This is a genomic window from Stenotrophomonas sp. 2694 (genome assembly GCF_040548715.1).
Classification (GTDB): domain Bacteria; phylum Pseudomonadota; class Gammaproteobacteria; order Xanthomonadales; family Xanthomonadaceae; genus Stenotrophomonas; species Stenotrophomonas indicatrix.
Genome location: NZ_JBEPSG010000003.1, coordinates 1 through 24,501 on the forward strand (window position 1 = coordinate 1; position 24,501 = coordinate 24,501).

Sequence of the window (24,501 nt, forward strand, 5' to 3'; positions counted from 1 at the left end):
ACAATTAATAGTTGCTTGATCAAACGTCTGCAAGATGGACAATCATCCTTCCTGCAGGCGCCTTCACAAGATACCTGCGCATACTTTCAAAGATCTTGGGAAGTGGCCTCAGCGCCGTTCCCGTGTGCTGCGAAGTTTCCTTCGTAGCGAGCCGCCTATTATGCCGGACTTTTCGAGTCCGTCAACACCTTTCGTTCGATCATCTCGTTCGTCGGTGGTGGCGTCCCTTGTGTCGCTGAAGCCCCTTGTTGGCGACCCCTGCGACGGGGGAGGGAAAGTATGTCCCTATTCGCGGCCTTTGTGAAGGGGGTGTGGCAACTTTTTTCATCGGATGTTGCATCCGTTCATGCAAAGGCGCCGCCACAGGCCCCGCGAACAGCGGCAGAGCGTCAGCGCCGCTCTGCAGGAGCAGAAGCAGGGGCCGGCTGCGCCGGCCCCTGCCTCCGGTCAGGCAGCGACCAGGCGCACGCGGGCGAAGGTGCGCTTGCCGACCTGCAGCAGCCCCTCGAAGCCGGGCTGCAGTACCTGTTGGCCGTCTTCCACCACTTCACCGTCCACCTTCACCGCACGCTCCTTGAGCTTGCGGTTGGCCTCGGAGTTGCTCGGGGTCAGGCCGGCGGCGGTCAGCAGGGCCGCGATGCGCAGGCCCTCGGCCGGGATGGCCACATCCTGCAGCGGCAGCTGGGTGATGTCGCCCTGCCCGGTAACGGCAGCTTCCCACCCGGCAATCGCCTGCTCGGCCGCTGCGGCATCGTGGAACCGGGTAGCCAGTTCACGGGCCAGGCGCAGCTTGACCACGCGCGGATTCAGGCCGGCGGCGATCTGCTCGCGCAGGGAGGCCGCTTCGGCCTGGCTGATATCGAAGGACAGCAGCTCGATCCAACGCCACATCAGGGCATCATCGACCTTCATGGTCTTGGTGACGATGTCGATGGCCGGCTCGCTGATGCCGATGTAGTTGCCCAGCGACTTGGACATCTTGTTGACGCCGTCCAGGCCTTCCAGCAGCGGCATGGTCAGCACCACCTGCGGCTTCTGGCCGTGGTGTTCCTGCAGGCCACGGCCCATCAGCAGGTTGAACTTCTGGTCGGTACCGCCCAGCTCGACGTCCGCTTCCAGGGCCACCGAGTCGTAGCCCTGCACCAGCGGGTACAGGAATTCGTGGATGGCGATGGACTGCTGGGCGGCATAGCGCTTGGCGAAGTCGTCGCGCTCGAGCATGCGTGCCACGGTGTGCTGGCCGGCCAGGCGGATCATGTCGGCCGCGCTCATCTTGCCGAACCACTCCGAATTGAAGCGGACCTCGGTGCGGCTGCGGTCCAGCACCTTGAACACCTGCTCCTCGTAGGTACGGGCGTTGGCCAGCACGTCGTCACGGCTGAGCGGCTTGCGGGTCAGGCTCTTGCCCGAGGGGTCGCCGATCATGCCGGTGAAGTCGCCGATCAGGAAAATGACCTGGTGGCCGAGGTCCTGGAACTGACGCATCTTGTTCAGCAGCACCGTGTGGCCCAGGTGCAGGTCAGGCGCGGTGGGGTCGAAGCCGGCCTTGATGCGCAGCGGGCGGCCTTCCTGCAGGCGCGCGCGCAGATCCTCGAGCTTGAGGATCTCGTCGGCACCGCGGCCGATCAGGGCAAGGGCTTCTTCAATCGAGGACACGTGACTACTCCCGGCAACGCCGTTTCTTATGTGGGGTGTTAAAGCGAAGTTAACCCGATCGGCTTCACAAAAGCCAATAGGCACAAGGGTTTGACGCGAATTTGTTAGGTGTCTATGTTACCGGCGTTTGGGCCCGCGTTCCCGGGTCAGCCAGAGACCGACATCTGATGCTCAATTCCGATCAAGGCCGCGCTCGCAAGCAGCGCTTCCAGGAACGACTCCACGTCCTGCACGACAACGCCCTGCACCGGAAGCTGAGGCAACACCTTCCCGCTGCGTTCAATGAGCGCTGGACGCGGCGTCATTGGATGCACGCCAGCCTGTTTGTGACCATTGGCGCGCTGGTGGCCACGATCGTGCCGGGCTTCTCGCACACCATCGATGCGCCCTACGCCGACAGCCACACCAGCCTGGCACTGCCGTTGCCGCCGTTGGCAATGGCCCGCCAGCAGCAGATCCCCGGCGACAGCTGGCAGGTGCTGCGGGTGCAGCGCGGGCAGACCCTGAGCGACCTGTTCGACAAGGCCGGCATCTCCGCCACCACCCTGCACCGGGTGCTGGACCATCCGGGTGCGCGCGAATCGCTGACCAAGCTGCGCCCGGGTGCCGAGATCGCCTTCGACATGCCGCTGTCCGGTGACCTGCGCAGCATCCGCTTCGACCGCGATGCCGACAACCGGGTCGAACTGAGCCTGAGCGGCGATGACATCAAGGAAACGGTGACCAAGCGCGAGACATCCACGCGCACGGTGGTCACCAGCGGCGAGATCACCAGTTCGCTGTATGCGGCCGCGCGCCGCGCCGGACTGTCACCGTCGGCAATCGCGACGATGACCGACGACATCTTCAAGTACGACATCGACTTCTCCAAGGACCTGCAGCCGGGCGACCGCTTCAGCGTGGTGATGGATGAGACCTGGCGCGAGGGCGAGAAGGTCGATACCAGCAAGATCCTGGCGGCGACCTTCACCACCGGCGGCAAGACCTATTCCGGCTTCCGCTTCGACCGCAACGGCAAGTCCGAGTACTACGACATCAGCGGCCGTTCGCTGAAGAAGAGCTTCATCCGCATGCCGATCCCGTTCGCACGGCTGAGTTCGACCTTCGGCGCGCGCAAGCACCCGGTGCTGGGCAAGATGCGCATGCACAAGGGCGTGGACTACGCCGCGCGCACCGGTACCCCGATCATGGCCGCCGGCGATGCGCGGGTGCAGTTCGTCGGCGTGCAGCGCGGTTATGGCAACGTGGTGATCCTCGACCACGGCCGTGGCCACACCACCCTGTACGGCCATATGTCGCGCTTTGCCGGGATCAAGAATGGCCAGCGCGTGGCCCAGGGCACGGTGATCGGCTACGTCGGCTCGACCGGCCTGGCGACCGGCCCGCACCTGCACTACGAATTCCGCGTCAATGGCGAGCACCGCAACCCGCTGACGGTGACCATGCCGCCGCCGGAGCCGCTGAAGGGCGCCGAGCTGGTGGCCTTCCGGGCGCAGACCGCGCCGGCGATGGCCCGCATCCAGGGCATGGAGAAGCTGATCTACGCCGACGCCAGCCCCGCGCCGGCCGCCGAAAGCGCGAGCACCGAGGTGGCCAGCGCCAAGGACAAGGCGCCGGCAGGCCGCAAGCGCGGCTGAGCCCTGCGTTGACGAAGGAGGACACGGCAGCACAAGCTTGCCGTGTCCTTTTTTTATGCCCGCCATGAACACCACTGCCGATCCGTCCCTTCCCCTCTACCTGGGCCTGATGTCGGGCACCAGCGCTGACGGCATCGATGCCGCGCTGGTGCAGTTCCCGGCCGATGGAGGGTGCCGCTTCGTGCACGGGCTGACCGCCCGCTGGGAGCCGGTGCTGCGGGCGCGGCTGGTGGCCCTCGGCGAAGGCGGCCCGCTGCAGTCGCTGGAGGAGCTGGGCGAACTGGACGCGCGGATTGCGATCAGCTTCGCCGCCGCCGCCAACCAGCTGCTGGAAGAAGCCGGTGTCGACCGTTCGCAGGTACGAGCCATCGGCTCGCACGGGCAGACGGTGCGCCATCGACCGTTGGCCGACCCGGCCTTCACCGTGCAGCTGGGTGACGGCAACCGCATCGCCGAGCTGACCGGCATCACCACCGTGTGCGATTTCCGCCGCCGTGACGTTGCCGCCGGTGGCCATGGCGCGCCGCTGATGCCGGCTTTCCACCTGGACATGCTGGGTGCGGCCGATGAGGACCGTGCGGTGCTGAACCTGGGCGGGATCGCCAACCTGACCCTGATTCCCCGCGAGGGCGTCGTGCGTGGCTTCGATACCGGCCCGGCCAACGCGCTGATGGATGCCTGGTGCCAACGCCATACCGGGCGCAGCTTCGATGCTGACGGCGCCTACGCAGCCAGCGGTGCGGTGGATGACAGCCTGCTGGCCGGCTGGCGCGCGGACCCGTGGTTCGCGCTGCCGCCGCCCAAGAGCACCGGACGCGAGCAGTTCCACCTGCCGTGGGCCGAAGCACACATGGAGGAAGGCCAGTTCGCCGCAGCCGATGTGCAGGCAACACTGCTGGAGCTGACCGCGGCGACGGTGGTTGATGCGCTGCTGGCCCAGCAGCCGCACACCCGGCGGGTGCTGGTGTGCGGCGGTGGCGTGCGCAATACGCAGTTGATGCGGCGGCTGGCGGCGCGGTTGCCGGGCGTGGTGGTGGAGTCCACGGCGCTGCACGGGCTGGACCCGGAGTATGTGGAGGCGATGGGGTTTGCCTGGCTGGCGCAGCGGACGATGGACGGGCTGCCGGGCAACCTGCCGAGCGTGACCGGGGCGACGGGGCCGCGGATTCTCGGGGCGATTCATCCGGCGTGAGGTGACGCCATCCGCCGGGCATGGCCCGGCGCTACCCGTCGGCGGCGCGCGGTAGCGCCGGGCCATGCCCGGCGACCCGACATCAGATCAATCGAAGCCCTGGCCGGCCGGCAGCGCCTGCAGTGCGGCGATCGCGTCGGAAAGCGCGTCGACTTCGGGATCGCCGAAGCCGGAGCGGACCTCCAGTTCACTGCTGAACAGGCCCTGCTCCAGCAGGACCGCGCAGGTCTGTTCGTGGGTCCAGCCCCGGGCCACCGAGACCCGTTTGATGCGTTCCAGCAGCAGCGGGTCCAGGTCCCGCAGCACTACGTCGGCCATGCTCACTTCCCCGTTCGCAAGGCACCGCCCCCTCGGCGCGTCGGGGCGATCATCCCGCAGTAGGCGCGGACAGGCAATCAGGCGGCGGGGGACGGCCCACGATCAACGATGCGTGGCCACAGCCAGGCCAGCAGCAGCATGGTGGGCACCACCGTGACGGCGCTGAGCATGAAGAAGGTGCTGTACGAGGTGGCCTCCACGATGTAACCGGAAACGCCGCCGACGAACTTGCCCGGCAGGTTGGCCAGCGATACCAGCAGGGCATACTGGGTTGCGGTGAAGTTGCGATCGGTCAGCGAAGACATGAAAGCCACCAGCACCGTGCCGGCAAAGCCCTGGAACAGGTTGTCGGCGCTGAGCGCGGCGTAGAACGCCCACAACTGCCCCGGATTGTGCGCCATCAGCAGGAAGGCCAGATTCGACAGGGCCACACCCAGCGCCGCGACAAGCAGCATCCGGCGGAAACCGAAGGCGGCGACGGCGATACCGCCAAGGAACGCCCCACCAATACCCATCCACACGCCGAACAGCTTGGAGACCGTAGCGATGTCTGCCTTGTCGAAGCCCGAATCGAGATAGAAGGGTCCGGCCATCACGCCGATGACCTGGTCAGGAAACTTGAAGAACCCGACGAACGCCAGCAGCGCCAGCGCCAGTGCCATGCCGTTGCGGGTGAAGAAGCTGGTGATCGGCTGTACGAACGCTTCGGCAATGTCGATGCGGCGCTGCACGGCGTTGGCCGGGCGCTCCGGTTCGCGGCAGAACAGGGTGGTGATGATCGGCAGGATCATCAGTGCGGCCATGGCCAGATAGGCAATGATCCAGCCTTCGAACTGTGCCAGGTACAAGGCGCCGGCACCGGCCAGGATCAGGCCGATGCGATAGCCCAGCGTGTACGTGGCGGCCAACGCGGCCTGCGCGGTCTGCGGCGCGATCTCGATGCGGTAGGCGTCGACCACTGAATCCTGGGTGGCACCTGCAAACGATGCCACCAGTACCCAGGCCACCAGCGGCCACACGCCCTGCTCTGGTCGCACGAACGCCAGTGCCACCAGGCCCACCAGTACCAGGATCTGCGAGACCAGCAGCCACGAGCGGCGGCGACCGAGGAACCCCAGCAACGGAAACGCGTAGCGATCCAGCAGGGGTGCCCAGACGAACTTGAGCAGGTAGAAGAAGCTGGCCAGGCTGATCAGGCCGATGCTGCCCAGATCGAGGCCGACATCGCGCAGACGGGTGGACAGGGTCTGCGAGGCGATCAGCAGGAACGGCAGGCCACTACCGAAGCCCAGCAGGGCCATGGTCAGCGCCGAGGGCGTACCGAACGCACGCTTGATGCCGGCCCAGCCCTTGTAACCGGCAGGCTTGGCAGCCTCGGTCACAGGTCGTAGTCCACGATGAACGGCGCGTGGTCGGAGAAGCGCTGGTCGCGGTAGATCGAGCAGCTGCGCAGGTGGTCACGCAGGCCCGGGGTGATGAACTGGTAGTCGATGCGCCAACCAACGTTGTTGGCGCGGGCGGCGCCACGGTTGCTCCACCAGGTGTAGTCCTCGCCGGTCGGGTTGAGCAGGCGGTAGGCATCGGCCCAGCCGCGACCTGCGCCCACATCGGTGGCCTGGCCATGGTCGGCACACAGGGCATTGAGCCAGTCGCGTTCCTCGGGCAGGCAGCCGGAGTTCTTCTGGTTGGACTTCCAGTTCTTGATGTCCAGCGCCGAGCGGACGATGTTCCAGTCGCCACACAGCACGTAGTCGCGGCCACTGCGCGCCCATTCCTCGAGGATCGGCCGCAGCCACTCCATCACTTCGAACTTGAAGCCCTGGCGCAGGTCGCCCGAACTGCCTGACGGGATATAGAAGGAGACCACGCTGAGGTTGCCGAAGCGGGCCTCGATGTAGCGGCCTTCGTCGTCGAACGGGGCCCAGCCCAGCGAGGTGATGACCTGGTCCGGTTCGCGCTTGCTGTAGATCGCCACGCCGCTGTAGCCCTTCTTGGTGATGGCATCGCGGTAGAAGCAATGGTGGCCGTCCGGGCGGAACATCGGGTCGGTCAGCTGGTCTTCCTGGGCCTTGGTCTCCTGGATGCAGAGGACGTCGGCGTCCTGGCCACGGAACCAGTCGAGGAAGCCCTTGGTGGCGGCCGAGCGGATGCCATTGGCGTTGAAGCTGATGATGCGAAAAGTCACAGTAACCCGTTGTTTTTAATGAAGACTTAAAAGAATTAACGCCTGCCGTACCAACACCGATACCAACTATTTCAGGCGCGGCGTACCAACACAATTGCGTGGGCAAGACTACTTCCCGCCGTGGCCCAATGCTACCGATGGGCGGGCAGTTGGGCGACGAAGTAATCGGGCTTCCCTGCCTTGCCCCACTGACGGACGGCAGTGCGCACCAGTTCCTTCGCGTCCATGGCATCAACCGGGGACGTCCCGCAATGGACGTAGTAGTCGACCCAGCCGTAATCGTTCACGGGCTCCACGTCGCAGGACAGGTGCAGCAGGAGCTCGGCGTCCTCGCGCTCGGAATCCACCCGCTCGATCCCGAGCTCGTCCCGCAGCTCCTGGGCCAAGCGCTGGGCATGCGACCTCATCGTGTCAACCACGACAATCCCATGATCCATCAAGTCCTCTGCAATCGAGGACACCGAGCGCGGGGTGCGAACAATGGGGATTCTCATGGGGCCGCCAGTGCTGTGAATGGACCTGGATCCTGCCGCAGTACTATCGCACTGCCTGAGACGCGGCGGCCGGTAGGCAATAGACGGAGTGCCTACCGCAAACCCGCGAATTCATAGAGGCTGCCGGAGAAGAAGGGCTTGACTCGCCGTTGCCAGCCCGGGAACCCGTCTATTACCCATCCAAGCCGACGACGGCAACGAACTTGTTAAGGCCTGCATCGGCGATTTGACGAAATCGTCAATTTGCCTGAATCGTCTTGCCGGGGCGCCACTCAATCCTGGAGGGACGGTCAGGCTGGCGTCGCCGAGACCCGTGGAACACTGAAGAAACGGACCGTATAGTCTGATGACGAAGAGCAATGGAGCGATGATGAACACCGTCTCGCAAGGCCCCATATCGCTGGGCCGCAAGGATGGAGGCTATGGGATCGGGCAGCCGGCAGCGCGGAGGCTGTCGTATTTCCCCCGAAATGCCCTGCATGGCGCCGTCTTCCTCGGCCATACCCCTTGTTCAGCTGATCAACGATCAGGGCAATCCTGTCGGCAGTGTCACGCGCCGAGAACCATGCTCCGTAGTACCCCTGTACAGGCATGCCCCCGTAGTTCCTCAATCCGCGACATGGACCGTTCATGCTGAAATCTCTGCCGGCCCTTCGTCATGCGGCACTGATCGCCTTGATCACACTAGCCATTCCAGGCTGCCACAAGGAACGCTCATACCCTGTTTACCGCGAAAACCCCGCTCCCAAGGATGCGCTGCCGATTGTGATTCGCGTCCGCGATGCCCCGGTGGAGCTCGCTATCCCCAAAGTTTTCGTCTCGTATGAGATAGATCCGCTCTGCCTCCCACCGATCAACAACTACGAGGGTGTGCAATACGCTCCCCAACGGCAGTCAGTGGAGTTTCCGGTACGACGCGTCAGTGCAACCGAGTTCAGTAGCACCGTGTTCGAGGATGGCATGGCGGTTGCTGACTATTACGGGCGCGGGCCGTGTGAATGGAAACCCAGCATCATTCGAGCGTCATTTCCAGTCATCGCTGACGGACGCGAAGGCTACATATCGGTTTCCGTCAACCATCTCGAACTGAAAGAACTACTTACGTCGATTTCGTACGCTGATAGGGAAATGACCACGCAGTCAAAGAGTGCGACGCCTGCCTGGGTACGGACGCAGTCCCAGTATAGCTACGCTAAATTGGCTGATATCGAGAAACGGAAGTACTTCCCCATAGAGATATCGTCCCATTCGAAAGGAATCGCCCCGTGAGGCCTCAAGCCACCGCAGCCCTGACCAATGCAGCCTACTCCCCACCATCACATCTAGCGCCAGGTGATAAGGAATCGCTGCGCGCAGATGGTGAAGACTACGAAGTGCTAGCGAGACGTGACGCAGCCAGTGGCTATCAAGGCGTTGTGTCCCTGAATGTCAGGACCAAGGAGATTATCGTCGCCCATCGCGGCACCGAGTTCGATCGCCAGGCACTGCTTGATGGCGGCGTCGACGCTGCGATGGTCACCGCCAGAATCAACTCACAGCTCGGCGATGCCCTTGCGCTCACCAAGCAGGCAACCAAACTGGCTGAGGAAAATGGGTATGGGCCAGTGCACGTCACCGGGCATTCGCTGGGCGGCGCGCTCGCACAGATCACCGCGCACCACTACAACCTCCCCGGCGACGCGTTCAATCCGTACGGCGCTGCCGGGTTGGCCTATCGCCTTCCCGAAGGCCAGCCAGCCAATGCGGCGCCGTTCACCAACCATGTCATGGCAGGCGACCTGGTCAGTGCGGGCGGCCCGCATTACGGCAAGGTTGAGATGTACGCGCTCCCCAAGGAACTGGAGGTTCTGCGCACCGCCGAGCAGGCCAACGCATCGCGTCCCTCGGAGCACCTGGGCTGAAAAGCGGCCACCTCATGTCCGCCGCTGTGGCGGTCCAGTTGGGGGATTCCCATCGAATGGTTCATTTCCTTGATCGGATGACCGACAAGGGGCCGGTGCAGTCTGTACTGGACGACCCCAGAGCCCGGGTCACAGACCCTGAAGACCTGCGCCGGATTGCCGACTATCGCGGTGATATTCATCAGCTGCGTGTGGGAGCGACCGTGCTTGTCGGCGGCGGACCTGGACTGCTGCGCGACGGGGTCAATTACCTGCGCGGCACCGAGGAAGCCGGTGCATACGCTCGCCAAGAAGCTGAAGCGGAGCAGCGCGCCCACAATGCGCTCAAGCCCGGCGGGCAGCTGGTCCCGGATGCAACCGACAAGGGCTCGCCCTCTCTGACCAATCCAGGCTTCTCTCCCACGAGCCCGTTGCAAGAAAGCATCGAATCAACCTTGGACAAGGCAGGCCTGGATCCCAGGAAGGAAGGCCACTTGGAACGTGCGCTCTACCGGCAGATTCGCGATGGTGTATCCGCCTTGGATGCCAAGCATGGGCGTGACTTCGATGAAACCAGTGAGCGAATAACGGCCAGCCTGCTGGCAACGGCCAAGAGCAGCGGGCTGGAACGCGTAGATCACGTCGTGTTGGGCAACCCACCTGCCAACAGCTCAGGCCAGCGCATGTTCGTCGTGCAAGGCGAGCTCGACAATCCGGCACACCTGCGGGCGTCGGTTGCGATCAGCGAGGCCGTCAACACACCCGTGGAGCAGTCGCTCGCCAAGGTCGAGCAGATTTCACAGGCACAGCAGGTCGCCCAGCAGGACCACGCCCAGGAGCAGACGCGAGCCGCGATGCGCATGAGCTAGCCCAGCGCCTGCCCGGATCGTGGGCATAGAGCGCGGCGAACTCCTGCAGCGACACGGTGGCGCCCGTCATGCGGACCAGCTTCTGGTAGGCGGCTTCGATTTGGGCGGAATAGCACATGGCCGCACTCTGGCCGCAGGCCGCGTTGTGGCAGCGTGATGGATACGGCAGAAGTCAGCCCGCGCCCAATCCAGCGACAAGGGTGCTTTCGTGCCCGAGGCCGGCAAGAATAACGTTGCCTGCCGGGCTGAGCAGCCCGCGGGGGCAGCTGCGGATACCTGCGTGAAGGGGCCGGACGAGCGCAGAAAGCCCAGCTGGATTAGGATTTGCGCTCCAAATGAAGATGAATCGAGTTTTGATGAGCGACCACCGTCACCGTTTCCTGCAGCTGGCCCTGACCGCCGACGCCCTGCGCTTCGGCCAGTTCACCCTCAAGTCCGGCCGGCTGAGCCCCTATTTCTTCAACGCCGGCCGTTTCGACTCCGGTTCCCTGCTGTCGCAGCTGGGGGCGTGCTATTCCGACGCCATCGACGCCACCGGGATCAAGTACGACGTGGTGTTCGGCCCGGCCTACAAGGGCATTCCGCTGGCCACCGCAATGGCCTGCGAGCTGGCCCAGCGTGGCCGCGACCTGCCGCTGTCGTTCAACCGCAAGGAAGTGAAGGACCATGGTGAAGGCGGCCAGTTGATCGGCGCCGACATGACCGGCAAGCGCGTGCTGATCGTCGACGACGTAATCACCGCCGGCACCGCCATCCGCGAGGCGCTGGCGATCATCCGCGCTGCGGGCGGTATTCCGGCCGGCATCGTGGTCGCCCTGGACCGCCAGGAGATCGCCTCGGACAGCGACCATCGCTCCGCCGCACAGGCCGTGGCCGAAGAAGCCGGCATCCCGGTGATCGCCGTGGCGACGCTGGCCGACCTGCTTGATTTCGCGTCCGGAAATCCGGAACTTGTAGGCTACCGGCAGCCGCTGGAGGCCTATCGCGCCCAGTACGGCGTCCGTTCCACGCGCTGACCACCAGGGGGAAGGTCGCATGTTCCGAGTTCCTGCCATCGTTGCTGCCAGCCTGCTGCTGGTGATGCCGCAGACGCTGCTGGCACAGTCCAGCGGCAAGGCCGCAGACAAGAAGCTGTACTGCTGGAACGAGGGCAAGGAGCGGATCTGCAGCGACGCGCTGCCGGCCGATGCGGTCAACCACGCCCGCGATGAGTTCAGCGCCAACAGCGGCCTGCGCAACGCGCAGGTGCAGCGCGCGCTGAGCGATGAGGAACGCGCTGCCGCCAGCACGGCGGCGGCGCAGGTCCAGCTGGACCAGATGGCCGAGCAGACCCGGCAGCGTACCGAACAGGCGATGCTGACCACCTACGGTGATGAGAATGCGCTGCGACGCGTGTTCGCCGAGCGCCAGGAGGTGCTCGACAACAACCTCAAGACCGCCCAGTACAACGTGGCCAGCCTGCGCGAATCGCTGGTGGCCCTGCTTGCTGCCGCCGGCGACCGCGAACTGGCCGGCGGCAAGGTGGCCGACAAGCAGGCCCAGGCGATCGGCCAGCGCCATGCGCAGCTGCAGTCGCAGCAACGGCTGCTGGCCAGTTTCGAACAGCAGCAGCAGGCATTGAAGGTCGAAATCGAAAGCAGCCTGCAGCGCTATCGGCAGCTGAAGGGATTGGCGCCGGTGGACGTGCCGGCACAGACCCCGGCGGGTTGAGCGGCGCGCTGCTCGCCCGGCATGGCCCGGCGCTACCGCTTGCCGGGTTACGGCCTGGACCCTGAAATTTATGCACTCTTTACGCGTCGGCCCTGTCCGGCGCGTAGTGCGTTTATGGGGGCGGGGACGACGATGACGGCCTGAGGTGGAGGGGTTCCACCAGGTCTCAAATTCCATGTCCCCCTGGCTGTCGTTGCTGTGTGGCGTGCTGGTACTGGTTGCCGCCGCCTATCTTCTTTATGTCGTGCTGCGGCCCGAGTCGTTCTGAGCGGAGCCTGCCATGACTGAAATTCTTGCCATTCTTGCCGCCAGCCTGGTGCTGGCCTGGCCCCTGGGCCTGTACCTCGCCCGGGTGATGCGCGGCACGCCGATGAAGGTCGACGTGCTGTTCCACTGGATCGAAAAGCCGCTGTACAAGGTGCTCGGCGTTGATCCTTCACGTTCGATGTCCTGGCGGGGCTACGTGCTGGCATTCGTGCTCAGCAACGTGGTGATCGCGGTGCTGACCCAGGCCGTGTTCATGACCCAGGCGTGGTTGCCGTTGAATCCGGACCAGATCCCGAACATGCGCTGGGACACGGCGCTGCACACGATGATCTCGTTCCTGACCAACACCAACCAGCAGCACTATTCCGGCCAGGCCCAGCTGTCCTACTTCTCGCAGATGACCGGTATCACCGGTCTGCAGGTGGTGACGCCGATGATGGGCCTGGCGCTGGCCGTGGCCACGTTGCGTGCATTGTTCTCGCGCGCGCCGAAGTCGGTCACCGCGCCCGCCGCGGGCGATGACCGCCAGGTGGCGGTGGGCAATTACTACGCCGACGTCGTGCGCCTGTGCGTGCGCTTCCTGCTGCCGCTGTGCCTGGTATGGACGCTGCTGCTGACCAGCCAGGGCGTGCCCTCCACGATGGCCGGTGGCCCGCAGGCCACGCCGATCGATGCCAGTGCCGGCATGGCGCAGCAGAAGCTGCCGCTGGGCCCGGTTGCGGCGATGGTCGCGGCCAAACAGCTGGGCGCCAACGGCGGCGGCTGGTATGGCCCGAACAGCAGCTTCCCGCTGGAGAACCCGACCCCGGTGTCGAACATGCTGGAGGTGATCGGCATCCTGCTGGTGCCGATGGCGGTGATCTTCATGATCGGCGCGTTCACCGGGCGCCGTCGTTTCGGCGCGCTGGTGTTCAGCTGCATGCTCGGCATGTCGCTGCTGTCCACCGGTGCGATGGTGTGGAGCGAGGGCCATAGCGCCAGCGCGGCCACGCCGCTGCTGATGGAAGGCAAGGAAGTACGCTTCGGCGCCGATGGCACCGCGCTGTGGGCGGCGGTGACCACCCAGGTCTCCAACGGTTCGGTCAACGGCATGCATGATTCGCTGAGCCCGCTGTCTGGCGGCCTGGCGATGGTCAACATGCTGGTCAGCGCGATCTGGGGCGGCATCGGCTGCGGCCTGCAGCAGTTCATCGTGTACCTGCTGCTGGGTGTGTTCCTGGCCGGGCTGATGACCGGCCGTACACCGGAACTGTTCGGCCGCAAGCTGGAAACGCCGCAGGTGCGCCTGCTGGCACTGCTGGTGCTGCTGCAGCCGATCACCCTGCTGCTGTTCACCGCGATCACGCTGGCCGTGCCGGGTCTGGCGGGCACCTCCAATCCCGGCTTCCATGGCATCAGCCAGGTGTTCTACGAGTACGTCTCGGCCTACGCCAACAACGGCTCGGGCTTCGAGGGACTGGGTGACGCCACGCCCTGGTGGAACCTGAGCTGCTCGCTGGTGCTGCTGCTGGGCCGCTTCCCGCTGCTGATCATCCCGCTGGTGGTGGCCGCACAGCTGGCCGCCAAGCGGCAGGCCCCTGAATCGGCCGGCAGCCTGCAGATCGAAACCCCGACGTTCGCCCTGACCCTGGTCTCGGTGATCGTCATCCTGACCGTGCTGCAGTTCATGCCGGCCCTGGTACTCGGCCCGATCGCCGACCACCTGAGCCTGGGACTGCACTGAGGACACCCCATGAGTAGTCACGCAACCGCAAACCGTTCCTCTTCCGTGGCTTCCCGCCCGGCCCTGCTCGATGCCGCCGGCCTGCGCCGGGCGCTCATCGAGGCCGTACGCAAGCTGTCGCCGATGCATCTGGTGCGCAGCCCGGTGATGGCGGTGGTGATGGCCGGCACGATCGTCGCCGCGATCATCACCCTGACCGGCAGTGCACCACTGGGCTTCGGCCTGGCGGTGACCGCGATCCTGCTGGTCACCGTGCTGTTCGGCAATTTCGCCGAGGCCGTGGCCGAAGCACGTGGCCGTGGCCAGGCCGCCTCGCTGCGCCGCGCCCGCCAGGACCTGGTGGCGCGTCGTCTGGCGTCGGCGCAGGCCGGTGCCAGCGAGACCCAGGTGCCCGCCGCGGAACTGCGCCCCGGTGATCATGTGATCGTCAGTGCCGGCGAGCTGGTGCCGGCCGACGGCGAGATCGTGCAGGGCCTGGCCACCATCAACGAAGCGGCGGTGACCGGCGAGTCGGCACCGGTGCTGCGCGAGGCGGGTACTGATCGCTCCGGCGTGATCGGCGGCACCAAGGTGCTGTCCGACCAGATCGTCGTACGCATCACTGCCGAGCCGGGACACAGCTTCCTGGACCGCATGATCGCGCTGGTGGAAGGCGCCAACCGTCAGAAGACCCCGAATGAAATCGCGCTGACCCTGCTGCTGGCGGCGATGACGCTGACCTTCCTGGTGGTGGTGGCGACGCTGCCGGCGATCGGTGCGTCGGTGGGCGTCAAGGTGGATCCGCTGCTGCTGATCGCGCTGCTGGTGTGCCTGATCCCGACCACCATCGGTGGCCTGCTGCCGGCCATCGGCATCGCCGGCATGAACCGCGCGCTGGCCGCCAACGTGCTGGCCAAGTCGGGCAAGGCGGTGGAAGTGGCCGGTGACGTCGACGTGCTGCTGCTCGACAAGACCGGCACCATCACCTACGGCGACCGCCAGGCCAGCCACTTCCACGCACTGGCCGGAATCGACGCCGACCAGCTGCGTGAGGCGGCGCTGCTGTCATCACTGGCCGACCCGACCCCGGAAGGCAAGTCGATCGTGCGCCTGGCCCGCGAACAGGGCTGCACCACCGCCGAGCCGGACCAGGCCGACTACCTGGCCTTCAGTGCGCAGACCCGCATGTCCGGTGTCGACCTGATGCACGGCCGGCAGATCCGCAAGGGCGCTGCCGATGCGATCCGTGCCCATGTGCAGGCGCTCGGCGGCACCGTACCGGCCGAACTGGCCGGGCGCGTGGACCAGGTCGCGCGCAACGGTGCCACGCCGCTGGTGGTGGCCGAGGGTCGCCATGTGCTGGGCGTGATCGAGCTGTCGGACGTGGTCAAGCACGGCATGCGCGAGAAGTTCGCACAGCTGCGGGCGATGGGCATCCGCACGGTGATGATCACCGGTGACAACCCGCTGACGGCTGCTGCGATCGCCGCCGAAGCCGGTGTGGATGACTACATCGCCGAGGCACGGCCCGAGGACAAGCTGGCCCGTATCCGTGCCGAGCAGGCCGGTGGCCGCCTGGTGGCGATGGTCGGCGACGGTACCAACGATGCGCCGGCGCTGGCACAGGCCGACATCGGCCTGGCGATGAATTCGGGCACGCAGGCGGCCAAGGAAGCCGGCAACATGGTCGATCTGGATTCGGATCCGGCCAAGCTGCTGGCGGTGGTGGAAGTGGGCAAGCAGCAGCTGATCACCCGCGGCGCGCTGACCACGTTCTCGCTGGCCAACGATGTGTCCAAGTACTTCGCGATCCTGCCGGCGTTGTTTGCCGCCACCGTGCCTGCGATGGCCGCGCTGAACGTGATGCAGCTGTCGAGCCCGCGCAACGCGGTGCTGGCGGCGCTGATCTTCAATGCCCTGGTGATTCCCGCCCTGATCCCGCTGGCGTTGCGCGGTGTGCGCTTCCGCCCGGCCACCGCAACGGCGCTGCTGCGCCGGAACATGCTGGTGTACGGCCTGGGTGGCGTGCTGCTGCCGTTCGCGGCGATCAAGTTGATCGACCTCCTTCTTGTCCTGGTATTCGGCGCATGAACCGTTCTGACTCCCCTTCCCTTTCCCGCGAGCTGAAGCGCGAGGCGCGCGTGGCCACGCTGCAGGATGGCGCCAGCTGGCGCCCGGCCATCGGCCTGGGCGTGGCCACCCTGCTGCTGGCCGGTGCGGTCTACGCCGGCATCGCCACCGGTTTTGCCGGCCTGTCCTTCCCGGCGCAGGCCGAAGGCAGCCTGCTGCGCGATGGCAGCGGCCAGGTGCGTGCGTCGGCATGGCTGTCGCAGCCGTTCACCGGCGATGGCTACTTCCAGGCGCGACCGTCGGCCGCCAACTACGACCCGATGGCGGCGGCCGGCTCCAACCTGGCCCGCAGCAACCCGGCGCTGGCCGAGCGTGTGGCGGCGAGCACCGCAGCAGTGGCCGCGCGCGAAGGCGTAACGCCCGCGCAGGTGCCTGCCGATCTGGTCACCCAGTCCGGCGGCGGCCTGGATCCGCAGTTGTCGCCGGCGGCAGCGCAGCTGCAGGTTGCCCGGGTGGCGCGTGCGCGTGGCCTGCCCGTCGAGCAGGTGCAGGCACTGGTGAAGGCCAACACGCAGGGCCGGCAATGGGGCGTATTCGGCCAGCCACGAGTGAACGTGGTGACGCTGAACTTCGCACTGGACCACGCGGCACGCGCGCCGTGATGCAGGGCTGCACCCGCTGCGCGCACAATGGCGGCCATGACAGCGGCTCCCATGACTGATCTGCGGACCCGCCAGGCCAACGCCCTGGTGGAAGGACTGCAACGCGAAGCCGGTGGCAAGCTCACCGTGTTCCTGGGCGCTGCGCCCGGCGTCGGCAAGACCTACGCCATGCTGACCCGCGCGCAGGAACAGCTGCGCCGTGGCGTGGACCTGGTGGTCGGGCTGGTGGAGACCCACGGCCGTGCCGATACCCAGGCCCTGCTGGAAGGCCTGCCACGGCTGCCGCTGAAGGACGTGGCCTACCATGGCCACGACCTGCAGGAGATGGACCTGGACGCCGTGCTGGCGAGAAAACCAGCGCTGGTGCTGGTGGACGAGCTGGCCCATCGCAATGCGCCGGGCAGCCGCCACGAACGGCGCTGGCAGGACGTGATGGAACTGCTGGACGCCGGCATCGACGTCTGGACCACGGTCAACATCCAGCATCTGGAAAGCCTCAACGATGTGGTGATGCGCATCACCGGCGTGCGTGTCAGCGAGACCGTGCCCGATGGCGTGCTCGACCGCCTGCATGACATCGTGCTGGTCGACCTGCCGCCACGCGAACTGATCGCGCGCCTGCAGCAGGGCAAGGTGTACGTGCCCGAGCAGGCCGCGCAGGCCCTGCAGGCGTTCTTCTCGCCGGCCAACCTGACCGCATTGCGCGAGCTGGCGATGCAGGAGGCCGCCGACCGTGTCGACAGCAGCCTGCGCGAAGCACGCGCCGCGCGCGGCGAGAGCAATCTGCCGTTGCGGCGTGGCGTGCTGGTGGCGATCGACGGCGGTGGCCAGAGCGAATACCTGGTGCGGGTGGCACGGCGCATCGCCGAACGCCGCGATGCACCGTGGACGGTGGTGACGGTGCAGGGGCGCCGGCAGGACGAAGCGACCCGGCGCGAGATCGATGCTGCGTTCGCGTTGGCCCGCCGCCTCGGCGGCGAAGCCGAGCTGCTGCATGGTTCAAGCATCGCCGATGCATTGCTCGACCACGCCGCGCACAACGGCGTATCGACGCTGGTGCTGGGCCGTACCCGCGAACGGCCGCTGGCGCGGATGTTCAACCGCACCCTGACCCAGCAGCTGATCCAGCGCGGCGCGCACTACGAGATCACCATCATCAGCACGCCGCAGGCGCGTGCGCGTTCCCGTCGAGAGGGGCTGCTGCCACCGATGCGCGGGGTCAGCCACGAGCCGTTGCAGGCCCTGATCGCCACCGCCCTTGCCTGCGCGGTGGCGTGGCTGGTCGAACGCTGGGTGGGCATGGCCGATCTGTCGATGGTATTCATCGTGGCGGTGGTGCTGGTGGCCGCACGAACCCGCGCCAGTGTCGCGGTGATGGCGGCGATCCTGTGTTTTCTCGCTTACAACTTCCTGTTCATCGCGCCGCGCTTCACCTTCGCCATCGGCGCGCGGCAGGGCGTGATCACCGTGTTCCTGTTCCTGGCGGCGGCGCTGGTGGCCGGACGCCTGGCGTCGCGCCTGCGCATGCAGGTGATCGCATTGCGCGCGGCCAACCGCCATGCACGCGCACGCCAGCAGCTGGGCCGGCAGCTGGCCAGCGCGGCCGGCAATGGTGAAGTGGCACAGGCCGGCCGGCATGCGCTGGAACAGGCCATGGACGTACCGGCCTGGCTGCGGATCGGCGCCGATACCGCCGCCGGTGGCCGCAGCCTGCCCGGTGATACCGATCTGGCGGCGGCCGACTGGGCCCTGCGCCATGGCCAGCCCAGTGGCCGCTTCACCGATACCCTGGCCGGCGCGCAATGGTGGTTCCTGCCGCTGCTGGACGGCGAAGACCGCGCGATCGGCGTGGCCGGCCTGTACCTGCCGGGTGCGCAGGCGCGGCTGCTGCCCGAACAGCGCCAGCTGGCCGAAGCGATGGTCGACGACATCGCCCAGGCCGCGTTGCGCACGCGCCTGGTGGCCGAGCTGGAACAGGCGCATGTGAGCAACGAGACCGAGCGGCTGCGCTCTGCCCTGCTTTCCTCGGTGTCGCACGACCTGCGTTCGCCGCTGGCAGCGATGATCGGCTCGGCCGACAGCCTGGCCAGCTACGGTGCGGCGATGGATCTGGCCGACCGCCGCGCGTTGCTGGACACCATCCTGGTCGAAGGCGAGCGCCTGGACCGCTACATCCAGAACCTGCTGGACATGACCCGGTTGGGCCACGAGGGCCTGAAGATCAACCGCGACTGGATAGGCGTGGACGAGCTGATCGGTTCGGCCGCCCGCCGCCTGCAGCGCTACCAGCCGAAGGTGCGGCTGGAGCTGGATATTCCGGCAACGCTGGCACCGATATGGGTGCATCCGGCACTGGTGGAACAGGCGGTGTTCAACGTGATGGAGAACGCTGCCAAGTTCTCGCCAGCCGATGCCGCCGTGCAGGTGCTGGCGCGCGAACTGGACGGTCAGCTGCGCATCGACGTGATCGATGCCGGCCCCGGCATTCCCGACGACGAGCGCGCGCGCATCTTCGACATGTTCTACAGCGTCGAACGCGGCGACCGCGGCCGCCACGGCACTGGCCTGGGCCTGACCATCTGCCAGGGGATGATCGGCGCACACGGCGGCAGCGTGCAGGCGCTGCCCGGGCGCGACGGTCGCGGTACCCTGATCCGCATCACCCTGCCCCTGCTCAAGCCAGCCTCCCACGATGAGTCCGACCCCGACTGATGCCAGCGCGCCGGCCCCGCGCGTGCTGGTGATCGACGATGAAACCCAGATCCGCCGGTTCCTGGACATCAGCCTGCGCGCGCAGGGCTACCAGGTGCGCCAGGCCGCGACCGGCCAGGAAGGCCTGCAGATGGCTGCCAGCGAGGACATGGACCTGGTGATCCTGGACATCGGCCTGCCGGACATGGAAGGCCACGAGGTACTGGAGCAGCTGCGGCAATGGAGCCAGGTGCCGGTGATCATGCTGACCGTGCGTGCCGGCGAAACCGAGAAAGTGCGTGCACTGGACAACGGCGCCAACGACTATGTGACCAAGCCCTTCGGCACCCAGGAACTGATGGCGCGGGTGCGGGCGCTGCTGCGCACACGCAGCGTGCCGACCGATGGCACGCCGCCGGTGTTCGACGATGGCCACCTGCACGTGGACCTGGTGCGCCGTGAAGTGGCGATCGATGGCGAACTGGTGGCATTGACCCGCAAGGAGTACGCATTGCTGTCGCTGCTGCTGCGCAATGCCGGGCGGGTGGTTACCCAGCCACAGATCCTGCAGGAAATCTGGGGACCCACCCACCAGCACGACACCCACTACCTGCGCATCCTGGTCGGCAAGCTGCGGCACAAGCTGGGCGACTCGGCGCTGGATTCGCGCTACCTGTTCACCGAACCGGGCGTGGGGTTGCGGTTCAAGGGGTGAGGCGTGCCGACCCACGGTCGGCACCCACCAGCCAAGTAGATCCACGCCATGCGTGGATGGACATCCATCGAAGAGCATCCACGCTTGGCGTGGATCTACTGTGTCGACCAAGGTCGACACCCACCAACAGCACCGGGAAATTGTCAGAGGTGGGGCGGTGTCGGAGTGCGGGGTGTCAGCCGCATGGATGCGGCTGCCAAGCCTACAAGGACGTACTTGCGGCGTCCCCGCACTCCGACACCGCTCCACCAACCCACGGAGTGCCCGCTGTTGCTGTTGAGGTTGCCGGCCAGCGGCCGGCACTACCGCGGGTGCCGGGCGCAGCCCGGCCTCACCTCAGAACCCCAGCGGGGTGTCGCCCAGCACCGGCTGCAGCTGGCTGCGGAACAGCGCCTGGATACGCTCCAGTGCTGCTTCGTCGTTGCCTTCGAAACGCAGCACCAGCACCGGCGTGGTGTTGGAGGCGCGAACCAGGCCCCAGCCGTCGGCGAAGTCCACCCGCAGGCCGTCGATGGTCGACAGGCGGCCGCCGACATACGGGTTGTCCGGCGACTGCGCAGCGGCCACCAGCATCGCCACCAACGCATGCGGGGTGCCCTCGGCCACCGGCACCTTCAGCTCCGGCGTCGCCACCATTTCCGGCAGTTCGGCCAGCACTTCGTCCGGCGTTTCCTCGCGCTGGGCGAGGATCTCCAGCAGGCGTGCAGCGGCGTACAGGCCATCGTCAAAGCCGAACCAGCGTTCCTTGAAGAAGAAGTGGCCGCTCATCTCGCCCGCCAGTTCGGCGTCGGTCTCGCGCATCTTCGCCTTCATCAGCGAGTGCCCGGTCTTCCACATCAACGGGCTGCCGCCGTTGCGCAGCACGTGATCGGACAACCTGCCGGTGCACTTCACGTCGTAGATCACCATCGCGCCCGGGTTGCGCATCAGCACGTCGGCGGCGAACAGCATCAGCAGACGGTCGGCGTAGATGATCTTGCCTTCACTGGTGACCACGCCAAGGCGATCGCCATCACCATCGAACGCCACGCCGAGGTCGGCGCCAAAGCGCTTGACCGTCTGCACCAGGTCTTCCAGGTTGGCCGGCTCGCTGGGATCGGGGTGATGGTTGGGGAAGGTGCCGTCGACATCGCAGTACAACGGGATGACTTCTGCGCCGATCGCTTCCAGCAGCTGCGGGGCGAAGGCACCGGCCACGCCGTTGCCCGCGTCGGCCACCACTTTCAGTGGTCGGTCCAGCTGCACGTCATCGGCAATACGCTGGATGTAATCGGCGGCGACCTCGCGCTGCTGGTAATCACCTGGCTCCGCAGCCTGCACCAGACGGCCTTCGACAATGCGCTGGTAAAGGTCGGTGATCGCATCGCCGGACAGGGTCTCACCACCGATGACGATCTTGAAACCGTTGTAGTCCGGCGGATTGTGGCTGCCGGTGACCGCTACACAGGTACCGGTGCGCAGATGGAAGGCGGCGAAATACACCACCGGGGTCGGCGCCAGGCCGATATCGATGACCGCACAGCCGGCGCGCCGCAGGCCTTCGGCAAGACCGGCCGACAGTTCGGGACCGGACAAGCGCCCATCGCGACCGATCACCACCTCGCGCAGGCCCTGCTCAAGGGCGACGGTGCCGATGGCCTGGCCGATCAGCGCGGCGGTGCGCGCCGTCAGCTGGCTGCCCACGACGCCGCGGATGTCGTAGGCGCGGAAGATGCCTGCAGCCAGCTCGTCGGCCGGAACCGGTGGCGGCGGAGGTGGCGCAGCCTCGGCCACCGTCTCGCCGGGCACAGTTGGCGGGACCATCTGCAGGCTTTCGCGCAGGGTCGGGCCGTGATCGGCGTCGGCCACCGCGCTGCGCCGGCTGGGCAGCGGCAGTGATTTCGGCAGCCGGCCACGACCTACCACCAGCAGTACCGCGATGAAGCCCAGCAGCAGGGCGACAATCGCGCTGGCCAGGGCTCCCAGCCCCAGCGGGCCGGGTTCCACATTGGGCACCCCGGCGGCCAGCCGCAACGGCGTTCCCGCCACCGGGCGCGCCATTGCTTCGGCGCTCTCGGACAGGCCGGTATCGCCCTGCACCACGATGTTGTGTGCTCCCTGGCGCAGCGCCAGGAAGCCATTGCCGGGGGCGCTCACCTGATCCAGCGGCGCGGTCAACCGCAGCAGCGGCTGGCGGACATACACCACCGCCGGCCCGACACCGGCCAGTTGTACCGGCGCGGCCAGACCCAGGCGGTTGCCGCCGCCATCGCGGACCACGCGCAGGGTTGCCTTGCCTTCGGCCAGCGCCGATTCCAGCAGGGCCAGGCGGGCGAATCCAAAGGTGGCCGCATCGGCATAGCCTGCGGCCAGGTCAGCGCCCAGCACCTCCACCTGCTCGACGCCGGTCCAGCTTTCCCGCAGCGCCAGCGCGGCGCCGGCGGCATCACCGGCCTGCAGCGCCTGCTGCACGCGGTCGCCCTTCAACTGCTGCTGCAGCTGCTGCAACTGGCCGGAGGCAGCCTGCTGCAGCCCTTGCACGGCCTGGTCGCGCGCCTGTTCCAGCGCGTCCCCGCTGGCGGCCTGCCGCCACTGCTGCACCGCGCTCCAGCCGAACCAGGCGGCCAGCAGTACCAGCAGCACGCCCAGCAATGGCGCGCTGCGTCCCAACGTCTTTCCCCGCTGTGCTTCCCCGATGCCGCTCATCGATGTCCCCTGTCAACGCACCCCGGTATGGCCGAATCCACCCGTTCCCCGCACGCTGTCGGTGAAAGTATCCACCACCTGCAGGCTGACGCGGGCAATCGGCACGATCACCAACTGGGCGATGCGATCGCCCGGCTCGATGGTGAAGGCCTCGCGGCCACGGTTCCAGACACTGATCAGCAGCGGCCCCTGGTAGTCGGCATCGATCAGGCCGGTGCCGTTGCCGAGCACGATGCCATGGCGGTGGCCCAGGCCCGAACGCGGCAGGATCACTGCGCACAGATGAGGATCGGCGATATGGATGGCCAGGCCGCTGGGGACCAGTGCGGTATCGCCCGGCTGCAGGGTCAGCGCGGTTTCCAGCGCCGCGCGCAGGTCCATGCCGGCGCTGGCTTCGGTGGCATAGGCCGGCAGCGGCCAGCTGTCGCCGAAGCGGGGGTCGAGCAGCTTTACCTGCAACGGTTGCGGGGAGAGTCCGTGGGTGTTGCTTGCCTGGGTCATGCCTGAAGCCTCCGCGCGATCAGCGCCAGCAGTTGTTCGGCCAGCTCACGCTTGGAAGTAGCCGGGAATACCTGTTCGCCATCCTGCCAGAAGGCCGTGGCGGCATTGTTGTCGCTTTCGAAACCACCGCCGCTGATGCCCACCTGGTTGGCGATCACCAGGTCCAGGCGCTTGTCGACCAGCTTGCCGCGCGCATATTTCTCCACATCGTGGGTCTCGGCGGCAAAGCCGACCACCAGCTTCAACGACTGCGTCTGCGCGGCAACCTCGGCCAGGATGTCCGGGGTGCGCACCAACTCGATCACCAGCGACTGGCTGTCGGCGGTCTTCTTCAGCTTCTGCGCGGCCACCTGGCGCGGGGTGTAGTCGGAAACGGCGGCAGCACCGATGTAGATGTCGGCCGGCAACGCATCCAGTACCGCCTCGCGCATCTGCGCGGCAGAGCGCACATCGATGCGCTGCACGCCGGGCGGCGTCGGCAGCTGCACCGGGCCGCTGACCAGCACCACCTGGGCACCGAGCCCGGCGGCAGCGGCGGCCAGCGCGTAGCCCATCTTGCCGCTGCTGCGGTTGCCCACGTAACGCACCGGATCGATGTCTTCATAGGTCGGGCCGGCGCTGATCAGCAGGCGCAGGCCCTGCAGGGCGCGCGTTTCCGGCGCCGCGGCAGCGGCAGCGCCGTTGGCGGCCAGGGCGGCGACGATGTCGGCCGGCTCGGCCAAACGACCGGGGCCGGATTCGCCTTCGGCCAGCGGCCCATCGACCGGACCGATCACCTGCGCGCCGCGCTGGCGCAGCAGGGCGATATTGGCCTGGGTGGCCGGATGCAGCCACATTCGATGGTTCATCGCCGGGCACACGGTCAGTGGTGCGGTGCTGGCCAGGCACAAGGTGCTGACCAGGTCATCGGCGTGGCCCTGGGCCAGGCGGGCCAGCAGGTCGGCGGTACCCGGCGCGATCACGATGCGATCGGCCCAGCGTGCCAGTTCAATGTGGCCCATGGCCTGTTCGGCGGCGCTGTCCCACAAGGTAGTGCGGGTCGGCTGGCCGGAAAGGGCCTGGAAGCTGAGTGGGGTGACGAACTGCTGGGCGCCGGCCGTCATCGCCACCTGCACCAGCGCACCGGCATCACGCAGGCGTCGAACCAGTTCCAGGGCCTTGTAGGCCGCGATCCCGCCACCGACACACAAGAGCAGTTTCTGGCCTTCCAGCGCGCGGGTCCGCGTCGGGGAAGCGTTGGGAGAATCAGCCACCTGGAATTCCTGTG

At 66.7% G+C, this 24,501-nt stretch carries 21 protein-coding genes and 1 pseudogene; 13 read left to right on the forward strand and 9 right to left on the reverse strand.

Translation table 11 applies throughout. The annotated features are described in order from the left end of the window. Positions 1-447 precede the first annotated feature (447 nt). Positions 448-1,656: a tyrosine--tRNA ligase gene (tyrS, locus tag ABIA73_RS04880; RefSeq protein ID WP_032977018.1), complete on the reverse strand. Its 1,209-nt coding sequence runs from the start codon at positions 1,654-1,656 to the stop codon at positions 448-450. 167 nt (positions 1,657-1,823) lie between these two features. Here tyrS and ABIA73_RS04885 point away from each other — a divergent pair, with 167 nt between their 5' ends. Together ABIA73_RS04885 and ABIA73_RS04890 are read left to right on the forward strand one after the other, a co-directional pair. Further along, the gene (locus tag ABIA73_RS04885; RefSeq protein ID WP_025879426.1) at positions 1,824-3,293 is read left to right on the forward strand and encodes a M23 family metallopeptidase; all 1,470 of its coding nucleotides are present in this window, start codon (positions 1,824-1,826) and stop codon (positions 3,291-3,293) included. Positions 3,294-3,357: 64 nt separating this feature from the next. After that, the gene (locus tag ABIA73_RS04890) at positions 3,358-4,485 is read left to right on the forward strand and encodes an anhydro-N-acetylmuramic acid kinase (protein WP_080277682.1); all 1,128 of its coding nucleotides are present in this window, start codon (positions 3,358-3,360) and stop codon (positions 4,483-4,485) included. An 87-nt stretch (positions 4,486-4,572) separates the two neighbouring features. Here the strand turns inward: ABIA73_RS04890 and ABIA73_RS04895 are convergent, their stop codons facing one another. The 4 genes from ABIA73_RS04895 to ABIA73_RS04910 all read right to left on the reverse strand — a co-directional run bounded on the left by ABIA73_RS04895 (position 4,573) and on the right by ABIA73_RS04910 (position 7,482). Continuing rightward, positions 4,573-4,803 (reverse strand): hypothetical protein, encoded by a 231-nt coding sequence (locus ABIA73_RS04895; RefSeq protein WP_025879428.1) that lies wholly within the window; start codon positions 4,801-4,803, stop codon positions 4,573-4,575. 77 nt (positions 4,804-4,880) lie between these two features. Beyond that, the gene (locus tag ABIA73_RS04900) at positions 4,881-6,185 is read right to left on the reverse strand and encodes an AmpG family muropeptide MFS transporter (RefSeq protein ID WP_032977021.1); all 1,305 of its coding nucleotides are present in this window, start codon (positions 6,183-6,185) and stop codon (positions 4,881-4,883) included. Next, on the reverse strand, positions 6,182-6,988 hold the full coding sequence (locus tag ABIA73_RS04905; protein WP_354275504.1) for an exodeoxyribonuclease III: 807 nt from the start codon (positions 6,986-6,988) through the stop codon (positions 6,182-6,184). The genes ABIA73_RS04900 and ABIA73_RS04905 overlap by 4 nt, the downstream gene beginning before the upstream one ends. Positions 6,989-7,119: 131 nt before the next feature. Next, entirely contained in the window at positions 7,120-7,482 is a 363-nt protein-coding gene (locus ABIA73_RS04910; RefSeq protein ID WP_025879431.1) for a hypothetical protein, read from the reverse strand. 630 nt (positions 7,483-8,112) lie between these two features. Between ABIA73_RS04910 and ABIA73_RS04915 the strand changes: the two genes are divergently transcribed. Genes ABIA73_RS04915 through ABIA73_RS04925 form a run of 3 tightly spaced genes read left to right on the forward strand, consistent with a single transcriptional unit; the run spans position 8,113 to position 10,231 of the window. After that, complete coding sequence (locus ABIA73_RS04915) at positions 8,113-8,751, forward strand: hypothetical protein (protein ID WP_218788459.1); 639 nt, start codon at positions 8,113-8,115, stop codon at positions 8,749-8,751. After that, positions 8,748-9,383 (forward strand): Tle-like phospholipase domain-containing protein, encoded by a 636-nt coding sequence (locus tag ABIA73_RS04920; protein ID WP_486669441.1) that lies wholly within the window; start codon positions 8,748-8,750, stop codon positions 9,381-9,383. The genes ABIA73_RS04915 and ABIA73_RS04920 overlap by 4 nt, the downstream gene beginning before the upstream one ends. A gap of 14 nt (positions 9,384-9,397) precedes the next feature. Further along, a complete protein-coding gene (locus tag ABIA73_RS04925; protein WP_256994001.1) occupies positions 9,398-10,231 on the forward strand; it encodes an XVIPCD domain-containing protein in 834 nt (277 codons plus the stop codon). Between the two features lie 4 nt (positions 10,232-10,235). Here the strand turns inward: ABIA73_RS04925 and ABIA73_RS21515 are convergent. After that, positions 10,236-10,349, reverse strand: a pseudogene (locus tag ABIA73_RS21515) (SOS response-associated peptidase family protein); the annotation flags it as partial. Between the two features lie 238 nt (positions 10,350-10,587). Here ABIA73_RS21515 and pyrE point away from each other — a divergent pair. The 8 genes from pyrE to ABIA73_RS04965 all read left to right on the forward strand — a co-directional run bounded on the left by pyrE (position 10,588) and on the right by ABIA73_RS04965 (position 20,048). Beyond that, entirely contained in the window at positions 10,588-11,247 is a 660-nt protein-coding gene (pyrE, locus tag ABIA73_RS04930) for an orotate phosphoribosyltransferase (RefSeq protein WP_025879424.1), read from the forward strand. 19 nt (positions 11,248-11,266) lie between these two features. Next, complete coding sequence (locus ABIA73_RS04935) at positions 11,267-11,941, forward strand: hypothetical protein (protein ID WP_025879423.1); 675 nt, start codon at positions 11,267-11,269, stop codon at positions 11,939-11,941. Between the two features lie 175 nt (positions 11,942-12,116). Further along, complete coding sequence (locus ABIA73_RS04940) at positions 12,117-12,209, forward strand: potassium-transporting ATPase subunit F (RefSeq protein WP_005407770.1); 93 nt, start codon at positions 12,117-12,119, stop codon at positions 12,207-12,209. Positions 12,210-12,221: 12 nt separating this feature from the next. Further along, positions 12,222-13,931 carry a potassium-transporting ATPase subunit KdpA gene (gene kdpA / locus ABIA73_RS04945; protein WP_025879422.1) on the forward strand — a complete coding sequence of 570 codons (1,710 nt, stop codon included), beginning with the start codon at positions 12,222-12,224 and terminating at the stop codon, positions 13,929-13,931. A 9-nt stretch (positions 13,932-13,940) separates the two neighbouring features. Continuing rightward, positions 13,941-16,001, forward strand: a complete 2,061-nt coding sequence (kdpB, locus tag ABIA73_RS04950; RefSeq protein WP_059064134.1) for a potassium-transporting ATPase subunit KdpB — start codon at positions 13,941-13,943, stop codon at positions 15,999-16,001. Beyond that, a complete protein-coding gene (gene kdpC / locus ABIA73_RS04955; protein WP_025879420.1) occupies positions 15,998-16,642 on the forward strand; it encodes a potassium-transporting ATPase subunit KdpC in 645 nt (214 codons plus the stop codon). The genes kdpB and kdpC overlap by 4 nt, the downstream gene beginning before the upstream one ends. A gap of 51 nt (positions 16,643-16,693) precedes the next feature. Beyond that, positions 16,694-19,354 (forward strand): ATP-binding protein, encoded by a 2,661-nt coding sequence (locus ABIA73_RS04960; RefSeq protein ID WP_134831886.1) that lies wholly within the window; start codon positions 16,694-16,696, stop codon positions 19,352-19,354. After that, on the forward strand, positions 19,335-20,048 hold the full coding sequence (locus ABIA73_RS04965) for a response regulator transcription factor (protein WP_025879418.1): 714 nt from the start codon (positions 19,335-19,337) through the stop codon (positions 20,046-20,048). The genes ABIA73_RS04960 and ABIA73_RS04965 overlap by 20 nt, the downstream gene beginning before the upstream one ends. Before the next feature lie 336 nt (positions 20,049-20,384). Here ABIA73_RS04965 and ABIA73_RS04970 read toward each other — a convergent pair whose 3' ends face one another. Genes ABIA73_RS04970 through coaBC form a run of 3 tightly spaced genes read right to left on the reverse strand, consistent with a single transcriptional unit; the run spans position 20,385 to position 24,487 of the window. After that, positions 20,385-22,733 carry a phosphomannomutase/phosphoglucomutase gene (locus ABIA73_RS04970; protein WP_180831796.1) on the reverse strand — a complete coding sequence of 783 codons (2,349 nt, stop codon included), beginning with the start codon at positions 22,731-22,733 and terminating at the stop codon, positions 20,385-20,387. 12 nt (positions 22,734-22,745) lie between these two features. Continuing rightward, on the reverse strand, positions 22,746-23,234 hold the full coding sequence (dut, locus tag ABIA73_RS04975) for a dUTP diphosphatase (protein WP_025878378.1): 489 nt from the start codon (positions 23,232-23,234) through the stop codon (positions 22,746-22,748). After that, positions 23,231-24,487, reverse strand: coding sequence for a bifunctional phosphopantothenoylcysteine decarboxylase/phosphopantothenate--cysteine ligase CoaBC (gene coaBC / locus ABIA73_RS04980; protein ID WP_059064131.1), 1,257 nt, complete (start codon positions 24,485-24,487; stop codon positions 23,231-23,233). Before coaBC ends, dut begins: the two co-directional genes overlap by 4 nt. Between the last annotated feature and the right edge of the window lie 14 nt (positions 24,488-24,501).